This window comes from Bradyrhizobium sp. SBR1B (assembly GCF_014198205.1).
Classification (GTDB): domain Bacteria; phylum Pseudomonadota; class Alphaproteobacteria; order Rhizobiales; family Xanthobacteraceae; genus Bradyrhizobium.
Genome location: NZ_JACIHC010000018.1, coordinates 95,678 through 110,525, shown reverse-complemented (window position 1 = coordinate 110,525; position 14,848 = coordinate 95,678). Strand labels below are relative to the sequence as shown.

Genomic DNA, 14,848 nt, shown 5'->3' with positions numbered 1-14,848 from the left:
AGCAACGACTAACCAAAGACAAATTGCCAAAACCGCACAAACTGCCGACAATGTTGCCCGCTAAGATCGGGCCGAGTTCGGTGAAGTCTGAAAAAACAAGACGGTCGCGGCGCTCGAGGCGCCGTGGACTTTCGAGGAGGGAGCTAGATGTCGTCTGTGCAAATCCGCGACGTGCGGAAATCGTTCGGCAATTTTGAAGTCCTGCACGGCGTGACTGTACCGATTGAGGACGGCCAGTTCGTCGTTCTGGTCGGCCCCTCCGGCTGCGGCAAGTCGACGCTTCTGCGCATGCTCGCCGGTCTCGAGAACATCACCTCCGGCACGATCTCGATCGGCGACCGCGTCGTCAACAATGTCCAGCCCAAGGAGCGGGACATTGCGATGGTGTTCCAGAACTACGCGCTCTATCCGCACATGACGGTCGCCGACAACATGGGCTTCTCGCTGAAGCTGCGGAATGCGGGCGCCGACGAGATCAACAAGCGCGTCAAGCGCGCCGCCGAGATCCTCGCGCTGTCGCCGCTGCTCGATCGCTATCCGCGCCAGCTCTCCGGCGGCCAGCGGCAGCGCGTCGCGATGGGCCGCGCCATCGTGCGCGACCCGCAAGTCTTCCTGTTCGACGAGCCCTTGTCCAACCTCGACGCCAAGCTGCGCGTCGCCATGCGCACCGAGATCAAGGAGCTGCACCAGCGGCTGAAGACGACGACCGTCTACGTCACCCACGACCAGATCGAAGCCATGACCATGGCCGACAAGATCGTCGTCATGCATGACGGCATCGTCGAGCAGATGGGCACGCCGCTCGAGCTCTATGACAAGCCCGACAATCAGTTCGTTGCCGGCTTCATCGGCTCGCCCGCGATGAACTTCCTGAAGGGGCATGTGCGCGTCAACGGCGTTGCGACCTTCGAGGGACCGAACGGTGTCAAGCTGCCGCTCAAGACCGCGCCCGCGGCGTCCGACGGCCGTCCCGCGGTCTATGGCGTGCGGCCCGAGCATTTCACCATTGCCGACGACGGCGCCGAAGCCGAGATCATCGTGGTCGAGCCGACCGGCTCGGAGACGCAGGTGTTTGCCAAGATCGGCGGCGAGCAGGTCGTCGCGGTCTTCCGCGAACGCCACCAGTTCAACCCGGGCGACAAGGTCCGGCTGAAGCCGGACCCGTCACTGGTGCATCTGTTCGACGAGGCGACGGGAAAGCGCCTGAACGCGTAGCGTAAGTTTAAGTCAAGACAATAAAAAGCATCACAGGGAGGACGACATGCAAGACTTTACCCGCCGGACTCTGCTTCAAGGCGGAACGGCACTGGCTGCGACCGGCATGCTCACCGGGCCGGCACTGTTCGATTTCGCCAAGGCCTGGGCGCAGAGCGCGCCCTGGAAGGCGGAGCCCGGTGCCAAGCTGACCGTGATGCGGTGGAAGCGCTTCGTGCCGGCTGAGGACGATGCGTTCAACGCAATGGTCGCGGCGTTCAAGGCTGCCACCGGCACCGAGATGAACGTGTTCAGCGAATCCTTCGAGGACGTGCAGCCGAAGGCTTCGGTTGCGGCCAATACCGGCTCCGGGCTCGATCTCGCCTGGGGCCTGCACACGCTGCCGCAGCTGTTCCCCACCAAAGTGCTGAAGATGAACGACGTCGCCGATTATCTCGGCAAGAAGTACGGCGGCTGGACCGATGCGGCCGCCAAGACCTGCAAGCAAGGCAATGACTGGCTCGGCATTCCCGTCGCGACCAACGGCGGTTACATGACGTACCGCAAGTCGGCGCTCGACAAGGCGGGGTTCAAGGAATTCCCGAAGGACTTCCCCAGCTTCCTCGAGATGTGCAAGGCGCTGAAGGCGAACAACACGCCGGCCGGCTTCGCTCTCGGGCACGCCTCGGGCGACGGCAATTCGTGGCTGCACTGGGTGCTGTGGGGCCACGGCGCCTACACGGTCGACCAGAACGACAAGATCATCATCAATTCGCCGGAGACGGCAAAGGCGCTTGAATATTGCAAGTCGCTGTACGATGCCTTCATCCCGGGCACCGCGTCCTGGAACGATTCCTCCAACAACAAGGCGTTCCTCGCCGGCGAGCTCTATTGCACGGCGAACGGCATCTCGATCTACGTCGCCGCCAAGACCGATGCGAGCAAGAAGGAGCTCGCCGAGGACACCTATCACGCGCTCTGGCCGGTCGGGCCGGTGGGCAAGCCGACCGAGCTGCAGCTTGCGCTGCCGATCCTCGCCTTCAACTTCACCAAATATCCGAATGCGGCGAAGGCCTTCGTCGCCTTCATGCTGGAGAAGGAGAACTACGAGAAGTGGCTGGACGGCGCGCAGGGCTATCTGACGCAGACCTTGAACGCTTATGAGTCGGCGCCGATCTGGACGGCGGATCCCAAGAATGCCGTGTTCTCGCAGGCCTCCAAGCGCACTTTGCCGGCGGCCGGTATCGGTTCGGTCGGCGAAAAGGCGGCGACGGCCATCGCCGACTTCATCGTCGTCGACATGTTCGCCAACTACTGCACCGGCACCAAGGATGCGAAGGGCGCGATGGCGGAAGCCGAGCGCCAGCTGAAGCGCATCTACCGCTGAGCGTCACGGGGCGGGCGGCCATTCGGCCGCCCGCTCGTCAACATTTCGATCAGGGATATCGGGCATGGCTGATGTCGCAATTCCCCGGGCCAAGCCTCAGATGAGCGAGGACAGCGCCTGGACCCAGCTCAAACACAATCGCAACTGGCTCGGCTTCTGGTTCATGGTGCCGGCCATGGCCTTCCTGATCTTTTTCCTGGCTTATCCGCTGGGCCTAGGCATCTGGTTGTCCTTCACCGACACCCGCATCGGCAGGGTCGGGCATTTCGTCGCCACCGAGAACTATGAGTGGCTGTGGGACGATTCCATCTTCTGGCTGTCGGTGTTCAACACGCTGCTCTACACCTTCATCGCCAGCGCCCTCAAATTCGCGATTGGGCTTTATCTCGCGTTGCTGCTGAACGAGAACATGCCGTTCAAGGCGATGCTGCGCGCGATGGTCCTGATCCCCTTCATCGTGCCGACGGTGCTCTCGGCGCTGGCGTTCTGGTGGATCTTCGATTCGCAATTCTCCATCATCTCCTGGTCGCTGAGGCATCTCGGCCTGATCGACCAGAACATCAACTTCCTCGGCGACACGACCTGGGCACGCATTTGCGTGATCTTCGCCAATATCTGGCGCGGCGTGCCGTTCGTCGCGATCACGCTGCTGGCCGGCCTGCAGACGGTGTCGCCCTCGCTCTATGAAGCCGCAACGCTCGACGGCGCCACGCGCTGGCAGAATTTCCGCTTCATCACCTATCCGCTGCTGACGCCGATCATCGCCGTCGTGATGACCTTCTCGGTGCTGTTCACCTTCACCGACTTCCAGCTGATCTGGGCGATGACGCGCGGCGGACCGGTCAACGCCACCCATCTGATGGCGACGCTGTCCTACCAGCGCGCGATCATCGCCGGGCAGCTGGGCGAGGGCGCCGCGATCTCGAGCGCCATGATCCCGTTCCTGCTCGCCGCAATCATGGTCTCGTGGTTCGGCCTCCAGCGCAGGAAATGGCAGCAGGGAGAGAACAATGACTGATCTGCCCACCAGGTCCGTTGATCTCAAGGCCGTGCTATCGGGATCCTCTCCGACGGTGGCGAAGGACGATCACAGCGAGGGCATGAGCTATCTGCAGTCGGTGCCGCGCCGGATGGTGACGCTGTACCTGCCGCTCGCGATCATCGTCATCGTTCTGCTGTTCCCGTTCTACTGGATGGCGCTGACCTCGGTGAAGCCGGACGAGCAGTTGCTCGATCTCGACAGGTACAACCCGTTCTGGACCTGGAATCCGACCTTCAAGCATTTCCACAAGCTGCTGTTCGAGAGCTACTACCCGTACTGGCTCTGGAACACGATGTACGTGGCCGTCTGCGCGACGGTGCTTTCGATCATCGCGTCGGTGTTGGCTGCCTACGCCATCGTGCGCTTGCGCTACAAGGGCGCCAATCTCGTCGGCGGGCTGATCTTCCTCGCTTATCTGGTGCCGCCGTCGATCCTGTTCATCCCGCTCGCCACCGTCGTGTTCCAGTACGGGCTGTTCGACTCGCCGCTGGCGTTGATCCTGACCTATCCGACCATCCTGATCCCGTTCTCGACCTGGCTGCTGATGGGCTATTTCAAGACCATCCCGTTCGAGCTCGAGGAATGCGCGCTGATCGACGGGGCGAGCCGCTGGCAGATCCTGGTCAAGATCGTTCTGCCGCTCGCAATCCCCGGCCTGATCTCGGCCTTCATCTTCTGCTTCACGCTGTGCTGGAACGAGTTCATCTACGCGTTGACCTTCCTGCAGTCGACCAGCAACAAGACGGTGCCGGTCGCGATCGTCAACGAGTTCGTGGACGGTGACATCTACCGCTGGGGTTCGCTGATGGCCGGAGCCTTGGCCGGCTCGCTGCCGCTCGTCATCCTTTACGCCTTCTTCGTGGAGCATTATGTGTCCGCGATGACCGGCGCCGTGAAGGAATAATCGCGGGGTCTGCCACGGGAGCGCGCCGGAGGCTGCGCGCTCGGGCCAATAACCAAGGAGTTAAGCTCTTGCACGTTCTGGTTCTGGGCGCCGCCGGCATGGTCGGCCGCAAATTGTGTGAACGGCTGTTGCGTGACGGCCGGCTGGGCAAGAGCGACATCACCAAGCTCACCATGCATGACGTGGTCGAGCCGAAGAAGCCGGAGAAGGCCGGTTTTCCCGTCGAGACGGTGTCGGGCGATTTCGCGGTGCCGGGCGCTGCCGAAAAGCTGATCGCCGGCCGCCCGGACGTGATCTTCCATCTCGCCGCGATCGTCTCGGGCGAGGCCGAGCTCGATTTCGACAAGGGTTACCGCATCAATCTCGATGGCACGCGAATGCTGCTCGATGCCATTCGGTTGGTCGGTGGCGGCTACAAGCCGCGCGTGGTGTTCACGTCCTCGATCGCGGTGTTCGGCGCGCCGTTCCCGGATGCGATTGGCGACGAGTTCTTCCACACCCCGCTGCTCAGCTACGGCGCTCAGAAGGCGATCGGCGAATTGCTGCTGGCCGACTATTCGCGCCGCGGCTTCCTCGACGGCATCGGCATCCGGCTGCCGACCATCTGCATCCGGCCCGGCCTGCCCAACAAGGCGGCATCAGGCTTCTTCTCCAGCATCCTGCGCGAGCCGCTGGCCGGCAAGGACGTGATCCTCCCGGTGTCCGAGGACGTCCGCCACTGGCACGCCACGCCGCGCTCGGCCGTCGGCTTCCTGCTCCATGCCGGCACCATGGATCTTGCCGCGGTGGGCCCGCGACGCAATCTGACCATGCCGGGACTTTCGGCAACGGTCGGCGAGCAGATCGCCGCCCTGAAGCGGGTTGCGGGCGAGAAGGTCGCCGCGCGCATCAAGCGCGAGCCCGATCCCTTCATCGTCGGCATCGTCGGCGGTTGGCCGCGCAATTTCAATGCGAAGCGGTCGCTCGAGCTCGGCTTCACCACTGCCGAGAAGACCTTCGACGACATCATCCGCATTCACATCGAAGACGAGCTCGGCGGCAACTTCGTCGCATGATCTCCGACTGAGCGGGCCCTGGTGATGGCGAGCGTTGCTTGCATCGGCGAATGCATGGTCGAGCTCAGGCAGGCGCAAGGCGGCGCGTCTGCCGGGCAAGGGCAGGGCGGCGGGCTGTATTCGCGCGGCTTCGGCGGTGACACCCTCAACACCGCCGTCTATCTGGCGCGGCTCGAGGTCAAGGTCGATTATTTCACCGCGCTCGGCGATGACGGCCTCAGCGACGAGATGATCGCGGCCTGGAACGCGGAGAATGTCGGCACGAGGCGTGTCATGCGGCTGGCCGGCAAGCTGCCCGGCCTCTACATGATCCAGTTGGATGCGAAGGGCGAGCGTCAGTTTTTTCACTGGCGCGACAGCGCGGCGGCGCGGCAGCTGATGAGCCTGCCAGAGACCGATGAGCTCCTCAACTCGCTGATGAGCTACGACATCGTCTATCTCTCCGCGATCACGCTCTCGATCTACGATGCGCCCGGCCGCGAGCGGCTGTTCGCGGCAATCAAGCGCGCACGCCTGCTCGGCACTCGCTTCGTGTTCGACACCAATTTTCGCGCGCGGGGGTGGCCGGACCGCGACGTCGCGCGCGAGGTATTTGCGGCTGCTTTCACCGCCGCCGACATCGTGCTGACCTCCACCGAGGATCTGCTCGCGCTCTATCCCGACGAGAGCAACGATCAGCTGATGGCACGTATCCCGACGCCCGAGCTGGTGTTCCGGCTCGCCGAGCCCGTGAGCCTGCTGCGCTTCCCCGGCGGAACGAGCGAGGTCCGTGCCGAACCGATGACCAAGCCCGTCGTCGACACCACGGCGGCCGGAGACAGCTTTGCCGCGGCCTATATCGCGGCCCGGCTCGCCGGTTCCGATCCGGTCGAGGCCGCCCAGGCCGGGCATCGCCTCGCCAGCCTCGTGATCTGCTATTCCGGTGCCATTATTCCGGGCTATGCCATGCCGCCGAAGAAACGACACCGGCCGGCGACCTCCCGCCAGGCGACCAAGTAGAAGCGACCAAGTAAAGATCGAGACCTATGACCACGACTGCCCAACAGAACCATCTCGCCGCGCTGTTCAAGGCAGCGACCGTCATTCCCGTGCTCACCATCGAGCGCATCCAGGATGCCGTGCCGCTGGCGCGCGCGCTGGTTGCCGGCGGCGTCCGCACGCTGGAGGTGACCATGCGCACCCCGGTTGCGATCGAGGCGGCGAGGGCGATGATGGCCGAAGTCCCGGAGGCGGTCGTCGGCATCGGCACGATCCTCAATCCGGCCGACTTCACCCGTGTCGAGAAGCTCGGCGTCGCCTTCGGCATCAGCCCCGGCCTGACCCCCGATCTCCTGAAGGCCGCCGCCCACAGCTCCCTGCCGTTCGCGCCGGGCATCGCCACGGCGTCCGAGCTGATGCTGGCGCTGTCGCACGGCCTCGACGTCGCAAAATTCTTCCCGGCCGAGCAGGCCGGCGGCATCAAGGGCCTGCGTTCGCTCGGCGGACCGTTCCCGAACGTGCGGTTCTGCCCGACCGGCGGCATCGGTGAGGCCAACGCGGCGAGCTGGCTCGCCGAGCCCAACGTGGTCGCGGTCGGCGGTTCCTGGCTGTGCCCGACGGCCGAGATCAGGGCCGGGAACTGGGCCGGCATAACTGCCATCTGCCAGCGCACCCTCAAGGCCCTGAAACCTGCGTGAAGTCTTGCCATCCCTGCGCTAAGACTTAGCTCAGGAAGAGAGACCCCAGGGAGACATGACCATGACCGCCAGCATCGTCGGATGGGCGCATACGCCGTTCGGCAAGTTCGACACCGAAACCGTCGAAAGCCTCGTCACCCGCGTCGCCAATGAGGCGATGGCCGATGCCGGCATTTCGGCCGGCGATGTCGACGAGATCGTGCTCGGCCATTTCAACGCCGGCTTCTCGGCGCAGGATTTTACCGCCTCGCTGGTGCTCCAGGCCGACCCGAAGCTGCGCTTCAAGCCGGCGACCCGTGTCGAGAACGCCTGCGCCACCGGTTCTGCCGCCGTGCACCAGGGCCTGCGCGCGATTGCCGCAGGCGCCGCCAAGATCGTCCTGGTCGTCGGCGTCGAGCAGATGACCCGCACCCCGGGCGCCGAGATCGGCAAGAACCTGCTGAAGGCGTCCTACCTGCCCGAGGACGGCGACACCGTCGGCGGCTTTGCCGGTGTGTTCGGCAAGATCGCCAGCTCCTATTTCCAGAAATACGGCGACCAGTCCGACGCTCTGGCGCTGATCGCGGCCAAGAACCACAAGAACGGCGTCGCTAATCCCTTCGCCCAGATGCGCAAGGATTTCGGTTTCGACTTCTGCCGCGCCGAGAGCGAGAAGAACCCCTACGTCGCCGGCCCCCTGAAGCGCACCGATTGCTCGTTGGTCTCCGACGGCGCCGCCGCGCTGGTGCTGGCCGACGCCGAGACCGCCAAGGGCATGGCCAAGTCGATCGGCTTCCGCGCCACCGCGCACGCCCAGGATTTCCTGCCCATGAGCAAGCGCGACATCCTCCAGTTCGAGGGCTGCACCGTCGCCTGGCAGCGTGCGCTGGAAAAGGCGGGGGTCACGCTGTCCGATCTCTCCTTCGTCGAGACCCATGACTGCTTCACCGTGGCCGAGCTGATCGAATACGAAGCGATGGGCCTGACGCCGCGGGGGCAGGGCGCCCGCGCCATCAAGGAAGGCTGGACGCTGAAGGACGGCAAGCTGCCGGTCAATCCGTCCGGCGGCCTCAAGGCCAAGGGCCATCCGATCGGCGCCACCGGCGTCTCCATGCACGTGATGACCGCGATGCAGCTCGCAGGCCAGGCGCCCGAGGGCATGCAGCTCAAGAACGCCAAGCTCGGCGGCATCTTCAACATGGGCGGCGCCGCGGTCGCCAACTACGTCTCGGTGCTGGAGCCGCTGAAGTAGGCTCTCGTAGGGTGGGCAAAGGCGCGAAGGCGCCGTGCCCACCATCTTCCTTGCGTTAGATCATGGTGGGCCCGCTTCGCCTGGCCCACCCTATGGCTCCTGATTGATTGGCGGAAGAGCATCATGAGCACTGACTACGAAGACTCGCTGTCGATGGACGCACTCAACGGTCGGATTGCGATCCTCGAGGACAATATAAGGCAGCTCATCGAGCAGGCCGCGGCCGCTTCAGGCGAGCAGAACGAGTCGCGCATCGCCGACCGGATCAACCAGCAGAACGAAGAGCTCGACCGGCTCCTCAAGATCCGCGAATCCCGCCAGAAGAAATAGCCGCCGATATCACCGCACGGCGCATGCGGCCATACGCCGGCCGCCCTTGTGCGCGCGGCTTTGCTGCCTTTAGCTGGACCGAAATCGCGGGGCCGCGCCTGGCCCCCGCGCAATCGGGAGCCAATGATGGGGCCACTAAAGGGCATCAAGGTCATCGACATGACCACCGTGCTGATGGGGCCTTATGCGACCCAGATGCTCGGCGATTACGGCGCCGACGTCATCAAGGTGGAATCGCTCGATGGCGACGTCACCCGCCTGATCGGCCCGATGCGCCACGCCGGCATGGGCCCGGTGTTCCTCAACACCAACCGCAGCAAGCGCTCGATCTGCCTCGATCTGAAAAAGCCGGCGGGCCGCGAGGCCGTGTTGCGACTGCTGAAGGACGCCGACGTTCTCGTCTACAACGTCCGCCCGCAGGCGATGGCGCGGCTTCAGCTCGGCTACGACGTCGTCTCGAAAATCAACCCGCGCCTCGTCTATGCCGGCGTGTTCGGCTTTGGCCAGGATGGCCCGTATGCCGCAAAGCCCGCCTATGACGATCTGATCCAGGGCGCCACCGCGCTGCCGGCGCTGATGGCGCAGACCGGGGACGGCGTGCCGCGCTATGTGCCGAACGCGCTGGTCGACCGCATCGTCGGCCTTACCGCCGTCGGCGCGATCTGCGCCAGTCTCGTGCATCGCGACCGCACCGGACGCGGCCAGCGGGTCGATATCCCGATGTTCGAGACCATGGCCGGCTTCGTCATGGGCGATCACATGGGCGGTCTCACCTATGAGCCGCCGCTCGACAAGGGCGGCTATGCCCGCCACCTCTCGCGCGACCGCAGGCCGTACAAGACCTCGGACGGCTATCTCAGCGTCATCGTCTACAACGACAAGCAGTGGGACAATTTCTTCAAGGCGACCGCGCGCGACGACCTCCGCGCCGATCCCAGATTTGCGACCTTCGCCGGCCGTGCAGCCAATATCGATGTCGTCTATGCCGAGCTCGCGCGCATCTTCGAGACGCGCACGACCGCCGAATGGATCGATCTGCTGACCAAGGCCGATGTCCCCGTGATGCCGATGCACGACCTCGCCTCGATCCTGCACGACGAGCATCTGGAGGCGACGAATTTCTTCCCCGTCGTGACCCATCCGACCGAGGGCCCGATCCGCAGCATGAAGGTGACGGCGACCTGGTCGGAGACGGAGGCCGAGCCGGTGCGGCTGGCCCCGCGTCTCAACGAGCACGGCGCGGAGATTCTTCGCGGGATCGGATACTCCGCCGACGAGATCGCCGCCATGGTGCGAGACGGTGTTACGCGGTCGGTGCCGGAGTAGGGGAGGCACCATGAGCTTCATCACCGGCGTCGGCCTCACATCCTTCGGCAAACATGAAGGCTCGTCCTCGCTCGACCTGATGAGCCAGGCCGCGCAAGCCGCGCTCGACGATGCCGGGCTGAAGCGTGCGGACATCGACGGCATCCTCTGCGGCTATTCCACCGTCTCGCCGCACATCATGCTGGCGACCGTGTTCGCCGAGCACTTTGGCATTCGCCCGTCTTACGCCCACGCCGTGCAGGTCGGCGGCGCCACGGGGCTGGCGATGACGATGCTGGCGCATCACCTCGTCACCTCGGGCGTCGCGCGCAATGTGCTCGTCGTCGCCGGCGAGAACCGCCTCACCGGGCAGAGCCGCGATGCCTCGATCCAGGCGCTGGCGCAGGTCGGCCATCCCGATTACGAGGTGCCGCTGGGGCCGACCATTCCCGCCTATTACGGCCTCGTCGCCAACAGGTACATGCACGAATACGGCGTCACCGAAGAGGATCTCGCCGAATTCGCCGTGCTGATGCGCAGCCACGCCTGCACCCATCCCGGCGCGCAATTCCACGAGCCCATCACGGTTGCCGACGTCATGGCCTCGAAGCCGGTGGCGATGCCGCTCAAGCTGCTCGACTGCTGTCCGGTCTCCGACGGCGGCGCCGCCTTCGTCATTTGCCGCGAGCGGACCGGGGAGGCGGGCGTGCGCATCCGCGGCTGCGCGCAGGCGCATACCCATCAGCATGTCACGGCCGCGCCCGCGCTCATTGAACTCGGCGCCGAGATCTCCATCGCCCGCGCCAAGAAGGCCACGGGCCTTGCGATCTCCGACGTGCGCTACGCCGCGATCTACGACAGTTTTACCATCACGCTCGCGATGCTGCTGGAAGACCTCGGCCTTGCCGGCCGCGGTGAGGCCGCAGCCCGCGTGCGATCAGGCCATTTCAGCCGCGACGGCGCGATGCCGCTGAACACGCATGGCGGCCTGCTCAGCTACGGTCATTGCGGCGTTGGCGGCGCCATGGCGCATCTGGTCGAGGCGCATTTGCAGATGACGGGGCGGGCGGCGAGCCGCCAGGTGCGCGACGCCTCGATTGCGCTGCTGCATGGCGACGGCGGCGTGCTGTCGTCGCATGTGAGCATGTTCCTGGAGCGAGTGCGATGAGTGGGCGTCTGGCAGACTGGACCAAGGGCGAAGCGGCCATCACCTACCAGACCTGCAACTCATGCGGGCATGTGCAGTACTTCCACCGCGCCTTCTGCGCGGCTTGTGGCGAATCGGATCCGCGCGAACAGCGCGCCAGCGGCAAGGGCAGGGTCTATGCCACCTCGCTGGTCTGCCGCGCCGCGACGCCCGAGACGCGCGCACACGTGCCCTACAACATCCTGCTGGTCGATTGCGCCGAGGGCTTTCGCATGATGGCGCATGGCGACAACGGACTCGCCATCGGCGACTCGGTCGTTGCGAGCTTCAAACCGTTCGCCGGGGAGCTCGTGCCGTTCTTCACGAAGGAAATGTAACGGGATTCGTCATTCGGGGGCGGTCATGGACCGAGCCTGGAACGGGTATTCTGGGCCTGGCCTGTGCGAGGGGCCACCCCGGAATGACGAAAACTCTAGAACTCCAACTAACGCCCGTAGAACAAGATGCTGGCGATGACGAGCATCGCCGTCACCGCCAGCATATGCGCGATCGCTCCCGAGGCCGCCCCCTTGGTGGCTTCCTTCATGCCTTTTTCTCCCTAGACTTGGGCGTGACTCATCGTTGTGCGGCTAGCGCACCCGATGGCCAATTGTTTTACTCGGAACACCCCATTTGCGAGTACTCACCGCGATTTGTCCCCACGCGGCGAATATCGACTGTGTCAGGGTCGATCAGCAATGCGGCGGCAATTTGACTCGATAATGTTGCTCCTGCGTCCTCGCGCGAATAGAGTCTTTGGGAACTTGCGCGGACGACGACAAAAAGCATCAAAAAATCAGGGAAAACTTCAGGAAAATCATGGCCCGCATCAGCTACAGCGACCCGTCCAAGGCATCCGACCGCACCCGCGAAATTCTCGACAAGAACCGCAACGCCAACATCTTCCGCATGATGGCGCACTCGCCCAGCTATTTCGAGCAGTACTGCCGCTTGGGGGGCGCCATCCGTCACAAGGGCGAGCTCGATCCGGTCGTGCGCGAGCTTGCGATCACCCGCACCGGAATCTTGTGCGAGGCGCCGTACGAGATCGTCGCGCACAAGCGGATCGGCAAGAATGTCGGCGTCACCGACGCGCAGAACGAGGCGCTCGAAAACTGGCAGGCGGCGACGTGCTTCAACGAGGTGCAGCGCGCCGCGCTCGCCTTCACCGACGAGATCGTGAAGCTCAGGAAGCCGACGGATGCGACCTTCAAGGCGATCGCAGCGAAGCTGACGCCGGCCGCGCTGGTCGAGCTCCAGCTCTCGGTCGGCTTCTACATCATGACCTCGAAATTCCTGGAGACGTTCGAGATCGATCTCCAGCCCGTCACCGAAGTGGTGGGCTGATCGAAGCACCGCGGCGAGGGATGCCAATGACGATCGATGAATATGCGGCCTGGGCCGCGAGCGTTGCGAAAGTCGATGAACATCCGTCCAACGAGCGGCTCTCCTATCTCGGTCTCGGCCTCGCGGGCGAGGCCGGCGAGGTGGCCGAGCACATCAAGAAGCTGTTGCGCGATGACTGGCTCGACAAGGCGGGCCTCGTCGATGAGCTCGGCGACGTCATCTACTACTGGGCCTGCCTCTGCGCGACGACCGGCCAGAAACCGTCCGAGCTGCTCGAAAGGAGCGCGGCAAAGATCAAGCGGCGGCTGAGCGAGGCGGCGAGCCGGTAGGCTCGCTCACGTCGACGTCAAGATATCCACCTTCGCGTTCGCCACGATCAGGCGATCGGCGAGGAGCTGGGCGAGATTGCGCATGATGCGCTCGCTGGCGTGCGGGTGCTGCTGGCGGAAGCGTTCGAATTCCTGCAGCGGAGCCTCATAGGCGGTCGCCGCCATGTCGGCGAAGACGTCGGCCGAGCGCGTGGACTCCAGCAGTGCCATCTCGCCGAACGCCATGCCCGCGGTCAGCGTCGCGAGCCGCACGCCGTCGGGTAGCGTGACGTGCACGGCGCCGCTGCGCAGGAAGAACAGGGAATCGGCGCGATCGCCGGTGGTGAGAATCTTCGCGCCGGACTGATAGGTGCGGATGGTGCAGATCGAGGCGAGATCCGCCAGCTCGTCCTCGCCGAGGCCCTCGAGCAGCGGCTGCTCGGCAAGCTCGGTGGTCTCATGAAAGTCGATCGAGCCGCCGTAGCGGTAGACGATCTGATCTTCGGCCCATTCGATCGCGGTGTCGAGCAGGTAGAAGTCGCGGACGTTCTTCAGCTCGGCCGTCCATTCCCGCAACGTGTCCCACTCCCTGGATGCGCGCCTGACGCCCGACAGCACCACCGTGACATTCAGAGCGGCGAGCTCCTCGAACGCTTCGGCGACCAGCCGCGCGCCGGCGCGCGTGGTGGAGGTGACGCGATGCAGATCGAAGATCACGAATTGGGGGCGGGGCCGGGCAGCGAGCCGCCGGGAGACGTAGTCGACCGCGGACAGCGACAGCGTGCCGACCAGCTCGATGATCCGCACCTCCTGCTCATGCGCGGCGAGAATCTCGCGCTCCTGCGGCCGGCGCACGCGGCGTGACGGGCTCTTGCCGATATCGTAATCGGCGATGACGGCGTTGCGGGCATCGTCGCTGCGGTTGAGCATGTGCAGATCGTAGTGCGAGGACAGCGCCTCGCAGACCTTGATGCCGCGCACGCTGTTGCCGTGCTTGTCGAGCTTCGGCGAATAGCTGCCGAGCCCGAGGCGGGCGGGGAGCGCGGCGAGGATGCCGCCTCCGACGCCGCTCTTGGCGGGAATGCCGATCCGGTAGATCCATTCGCCGGCATAGTCGTACATGCCCGACGAGGTCATCACCGAGAGCGTGCGCGAGATGGCGTAAGGCGTCAGCACCTGCTCGCCCGTGACCGGATTGACGCCGCGATTGGCAAGTGTCGCCGCCATCACCGCGATGTCGCGTGCGGTGACCAGCACGGCGCATTGCCGGAAATAGACGTCGAGCACGGCTGCAACGTTGTCGGAGATCACCGCGTTGGTCTTGAGCAGATAACCGATCGCGCGGTTGCGGTCGCCGGTCTGGCTCTCCGAGCCGTAGACGGCCTCGTCCACGGCGAGATCGCGGCCCGCGAAGCGGCTCAGCGCGAGCCGAATTTGCTCGAAGGCATCTGCGCCCTTGCTGTCGTAAATCAGCCCGGTGCAGGCGATCGCGCCGGCATTGACCATCGGGTTGAACGGGTGGTTCTCGGAATTAAGCCGGATCGAGTTGAAGGGATCGCCCGACGGTTCGACGCCGATCGCGCTCTCGACCCGGCCTGCGCCCAGAAGGTCCAGCGCCAGCGCGAACACGAACGGTTTTGACATCGACTGGATGGTGAAGGGCACCCTGGAGTCGCCGACCTCGTAGACGTGGCCGTCCAGTGTCGCGAGGCTGATGCCAAAATAGGCAGGATCAGCCTTGCTCAGCTCGGGAATGTAGTCGGCGACGCTGCCCGAAGTTTCGGCGGAGAATTCGTTGAGGCAATTGTCCAGAAACCGCAGCAAGGGCGGCTTCGAGCGGGTCCAGGCGGCGGCGAGAGGCGAGAGCGGGGTCATCGCCTCTC

15 protein-coding genes are annotated in these 14,848 nt (G+C 64.7%); 14 read left to right on the top strand and 1 reads right to left on the bottom strand.

Annotation, left to right across the window (positions count from 1 at the left end; translation table 11 throughout):
• Positions 1-147: 147 nt before the first annotated feature.
• The 14 genes from GGD61_RS32375 (at position 148) to GGD61_RS32310 (ending at position 12,986) form a co-directional block, all read left to right on the top strand.
• Positions 148-1,215 (top strand): ABC transporter ATP-binding protein, encoded by a 1,068-nt coding sequence (locus tag GGD61_RS32375; protein WP_091954325.1) that lies wholly within the window; start codon positions 148-150, stop codon positions 1,213-1,215.
• A 46-nt stretch (positions 1,216-1,261) separates the two neighbouring features.
• Complete coding sequence (locus GGD61_RS32370; protein WP_018319833.1) at positions 1,262-2,581, top strand: ABC transporter substrate-binding protein; 1,320 nt, start codon at positions 1,262-1,264, stop codon at positions 2,579-2,581.
• Positions 2,582-2,681: 100 nt separating this feature from the next.
• Positions 2,682-3,599 (top strand): carbohydrate ABC transporter permease, encoded by a 918-nt coding sequence (locus GGD61_RS32365; protein ID WP_177236940.1) that lies wholly within the window; start codon positions 2,682-2,684, stop codon positions 3,597-3,599.
• Positions 3,592-4,527, top strand: coding sequence for a carbohydrate ABC transporter permease (locus GGD61_RS32360; protein WP_018319835.1), 936 nt, complete (start codon positions 3,592-3,594; stop codon positions 4,525-4,527). The genes GGD61_RS32365 and GGD61_RS32360 overlap by 8 nt, the downstream gene beginning before the upstream one ends.
• Positions 4,528-4,595: 68 nt before the next feature.
• Positions 4,596-5,582: a D-erythronate dehydrogenase gene (gene denD, locus GGD61_RS32355; protein WP_092252606.1), complete on the top strand. Its 987-nt coding sequence runs from the start codon at positions 4,596-4,598 to the stop codon at positions 5,580-5,582.
• A 24-nt stretch (positions 5,583-5,606) separates the two neighbouring features.
• A complete protein-coding gene (locus tag GGD61_RS32350) occupies positions 5,607-6,581 on the top strand; it encodes a sugar kinase (protein WP_092252608.1) in 975 nt (324 codons plus the stop codon).
• Positions 6,582-6,607: 26 nt separating this feature from the next.
• Positions 6,608-7,258, top strand: coding sequence for a bifunctional 4-hydroxy-2-oxoglutarate aldolase/2-dehydro-3-deoxy-phosphogluconate aldolase (eda, locus tag GGD61_RS32345; protein WP_092252610.1), 651 nt, complete (start codon positions 6,608-6,610; stop codon positions 7,256-7,258).
• Between the two features lie 61 nt (positions 7,259-7,319).
• On the top strand, positions 7,320-8,489 hold the full coding sequence (locus tag GGD61_RS32340; RefSeq protein WP_092253057.1) for an acetyl-CoA acetyltransferase: 1,170 nt from the start codon (positions 7,320-7,322) through the stop codon (positions 8,487-8,489).
• Between the two features lie 123 nt (positions 8,490-8,612).
• The gene (locus GGD61_RS32335) at positions 8,613-8,819 is read left to right on the top strand and encodes a hypothetical protein (RefSeq protein ID WP_018319840.1); all 207 of its coding nucleotides are present in this window, start codon (positions 8,613-8,615) and stop codon (positions 8,817-8,819) included.
• A gap of 126 nt (positions 8,820-8,945) precedes the next feature.
• Positions 8,946-10,145: a CaiB/BaiF CoA-transferase family protein gene (locus GGD61_RS32330; protein WP_092253059.1), complete on the top strand. Its 1,200-nt coding sequence runs from the start codon at positions 8,946-8,948 to the stop codon at positions 10,143-10,145.
• 10 nt (positions 10,146-10,155) lie between these two features.
• Positions 10,156-11,292: a thiolase family protein gene (locus GGD61_RS32325; RefSeq protein WP_092252612.1), complete on the top strand. Its 1,137-nt coding sequence runs from the start codon at positions 10,156-10,158 to the stop codon at positions 11,290-11,292.
• The gene (locus GGD61_RS32320; protein ID WP_092252614.1) at positions 11,289-11,648 is read left to right on the top strand and encodes a Zn-ribbon domain-containing OB-fold protein; all 360 of its coding nucleotides are present in this window, start codon (positions 11,289-11,291) and stop codon (positions 11,646-11,648) included. Before GGD61_RS32325 ends, GGD61_RS32320 begins: the two co-directional genes overlap by 4 nt.
• 481 nt (positions 11,649-12,129) lie before the next feature.
• Positions 12,130-12,657 carry a carboxymuconolactone decarboxylase family protein gene (locus GGD61_RS32315; protein ID WP_018319845.1) on the top strand — a complete coding sequence of 176 codons (528 nt, stop codon included), beginning with the start codon at positions 12,130-12,132 and terminating at the stop codon, positions 12,655-12,657.
• 26 nt (positions 12,658-12,683) lie between these two features.
• The gene (locus tag GGD61_RS32310; protein ID WP_028145149.1) at positions 12,684-12,986 is read left to right on the top strand and encodes a nucleoside triphosphate pyrophosphohydrolase family protein; all 303 of its coding nucleotides are present in this window, start codon (positions 12,684-12,686) and stop codon (positions 12,984-12,986) included.
• A 6-nt stretch (positions 12,987-12,992) separates the two neighbouring features.
• Here the strand turns inward: GGD61_RS32310 and glsA are convergent, their stop codons facing one another.
• The gene (gene glsA / locus GGD61_RS32305) at positions 12,993-14,840 is read right to left on the bottom strand and encodes a glutaminase A (protein WP_092252617.1); all 1,848 of its coding nucleotides are present in this window, start codon (positions 14,838-14,840) and stop codon (positions 12,993-12,995) included.
• Positions 14,841-14,848: the final 8 nt, after the last annotated feature.

Coding starts and splice junctions, on each gene's coding strand:
- GGD61_RS32370 (WP_018319833.1), top strand. CDS start 1,262: ATGCAAGACTTTACCCGCCGGACTCTGCTTCAAGGCGGAACGGCACTG.
- eda (WP_092252610.1), top strand. CDS start 6,608: ATGACCACGACTGCCCAACAGAACCATCTCGCCGCGCTGTTCAAGGCA.
- GGD61_RS32340 (WP_092253057.1), top strand. CDS start 7,320: ATGACCGCCAGCATCGTCGGATGGGCGCATACGCCGTTCGGCAAGTTC.
- GGD61_RS32335 (WP_018319840.1), top strand. CDS start 8,613: ATGAGCACTGACTACGAAGACTCGCTGTCGATGGACGCACTCAACGGT.
- glsA (WP_092252617.1), bottom strand. CDS start 14,840: ATGACCCCGCTCTCGCCTCTCGCCGCCGCCTGGACCCGCTCGAAGCCG.
- GGD61_RS32360 (WP_018319835.1), top strand. CDS start 3,592: ATGACTGATCTGCCCACCAGGTCCGTTGATCTCAAGGCCGTGCTATCG.
- GGD61_RS32320 (WP_092252614.1), top strand. CDS start 11,289: ATGAGTGGGCGTCTGGCAGACTGGACCAAGGGCGAAGCGGCCATCACC.
- GGD61_RS32325 (WP_092252612.1), top strand. CDS start 10,156: ATGAGCTTCATCACCGGCGTCGGCCTCACATCCTTCGGCAAACATGAA.
- GGD61_RS32330 (WP_092253059.1), top strand. CDS start 8,946: ATGGGGCCACTAAAGGGCATCAAGGTCATCGACATGACCACCGTGCTG.
- GGD61_RS32365 (WP_177236940.1), top strand. CDS start 2,682: ATGAGCGAGGACAGCGCCTGGACCCAGCTCAAACACAATCGCAACTGG.
- GGD61_RS32310 (WP_028145149.1), top strand. CDS start 12,684: ATGACGATCGATGAATATGCGGCCTGGGCCGCGAGCGTTGCGAAAGTC.
- GGD61_RS32315 (WP_018319845.1), top strand. CDS start 12,130: ATGGCCCGCATCAGCTACAGCGACCCGTCCAAGGCATCCGACCGCACC.
- GGD61_RS32350 (WP_092252608.1), top strand. CDS start 5,607: ATGGCGAGCGTTGCTTGCATCGGCGAATGCATGGTCGAGCTCAGGCAG.
- GGD61_RS32375 (WP_091954325.1), top strand. CDS start 148: ATGTCGTCTGTGCAAATCCGCGACGTGCGGAAATCGTTCGGCAATTTT.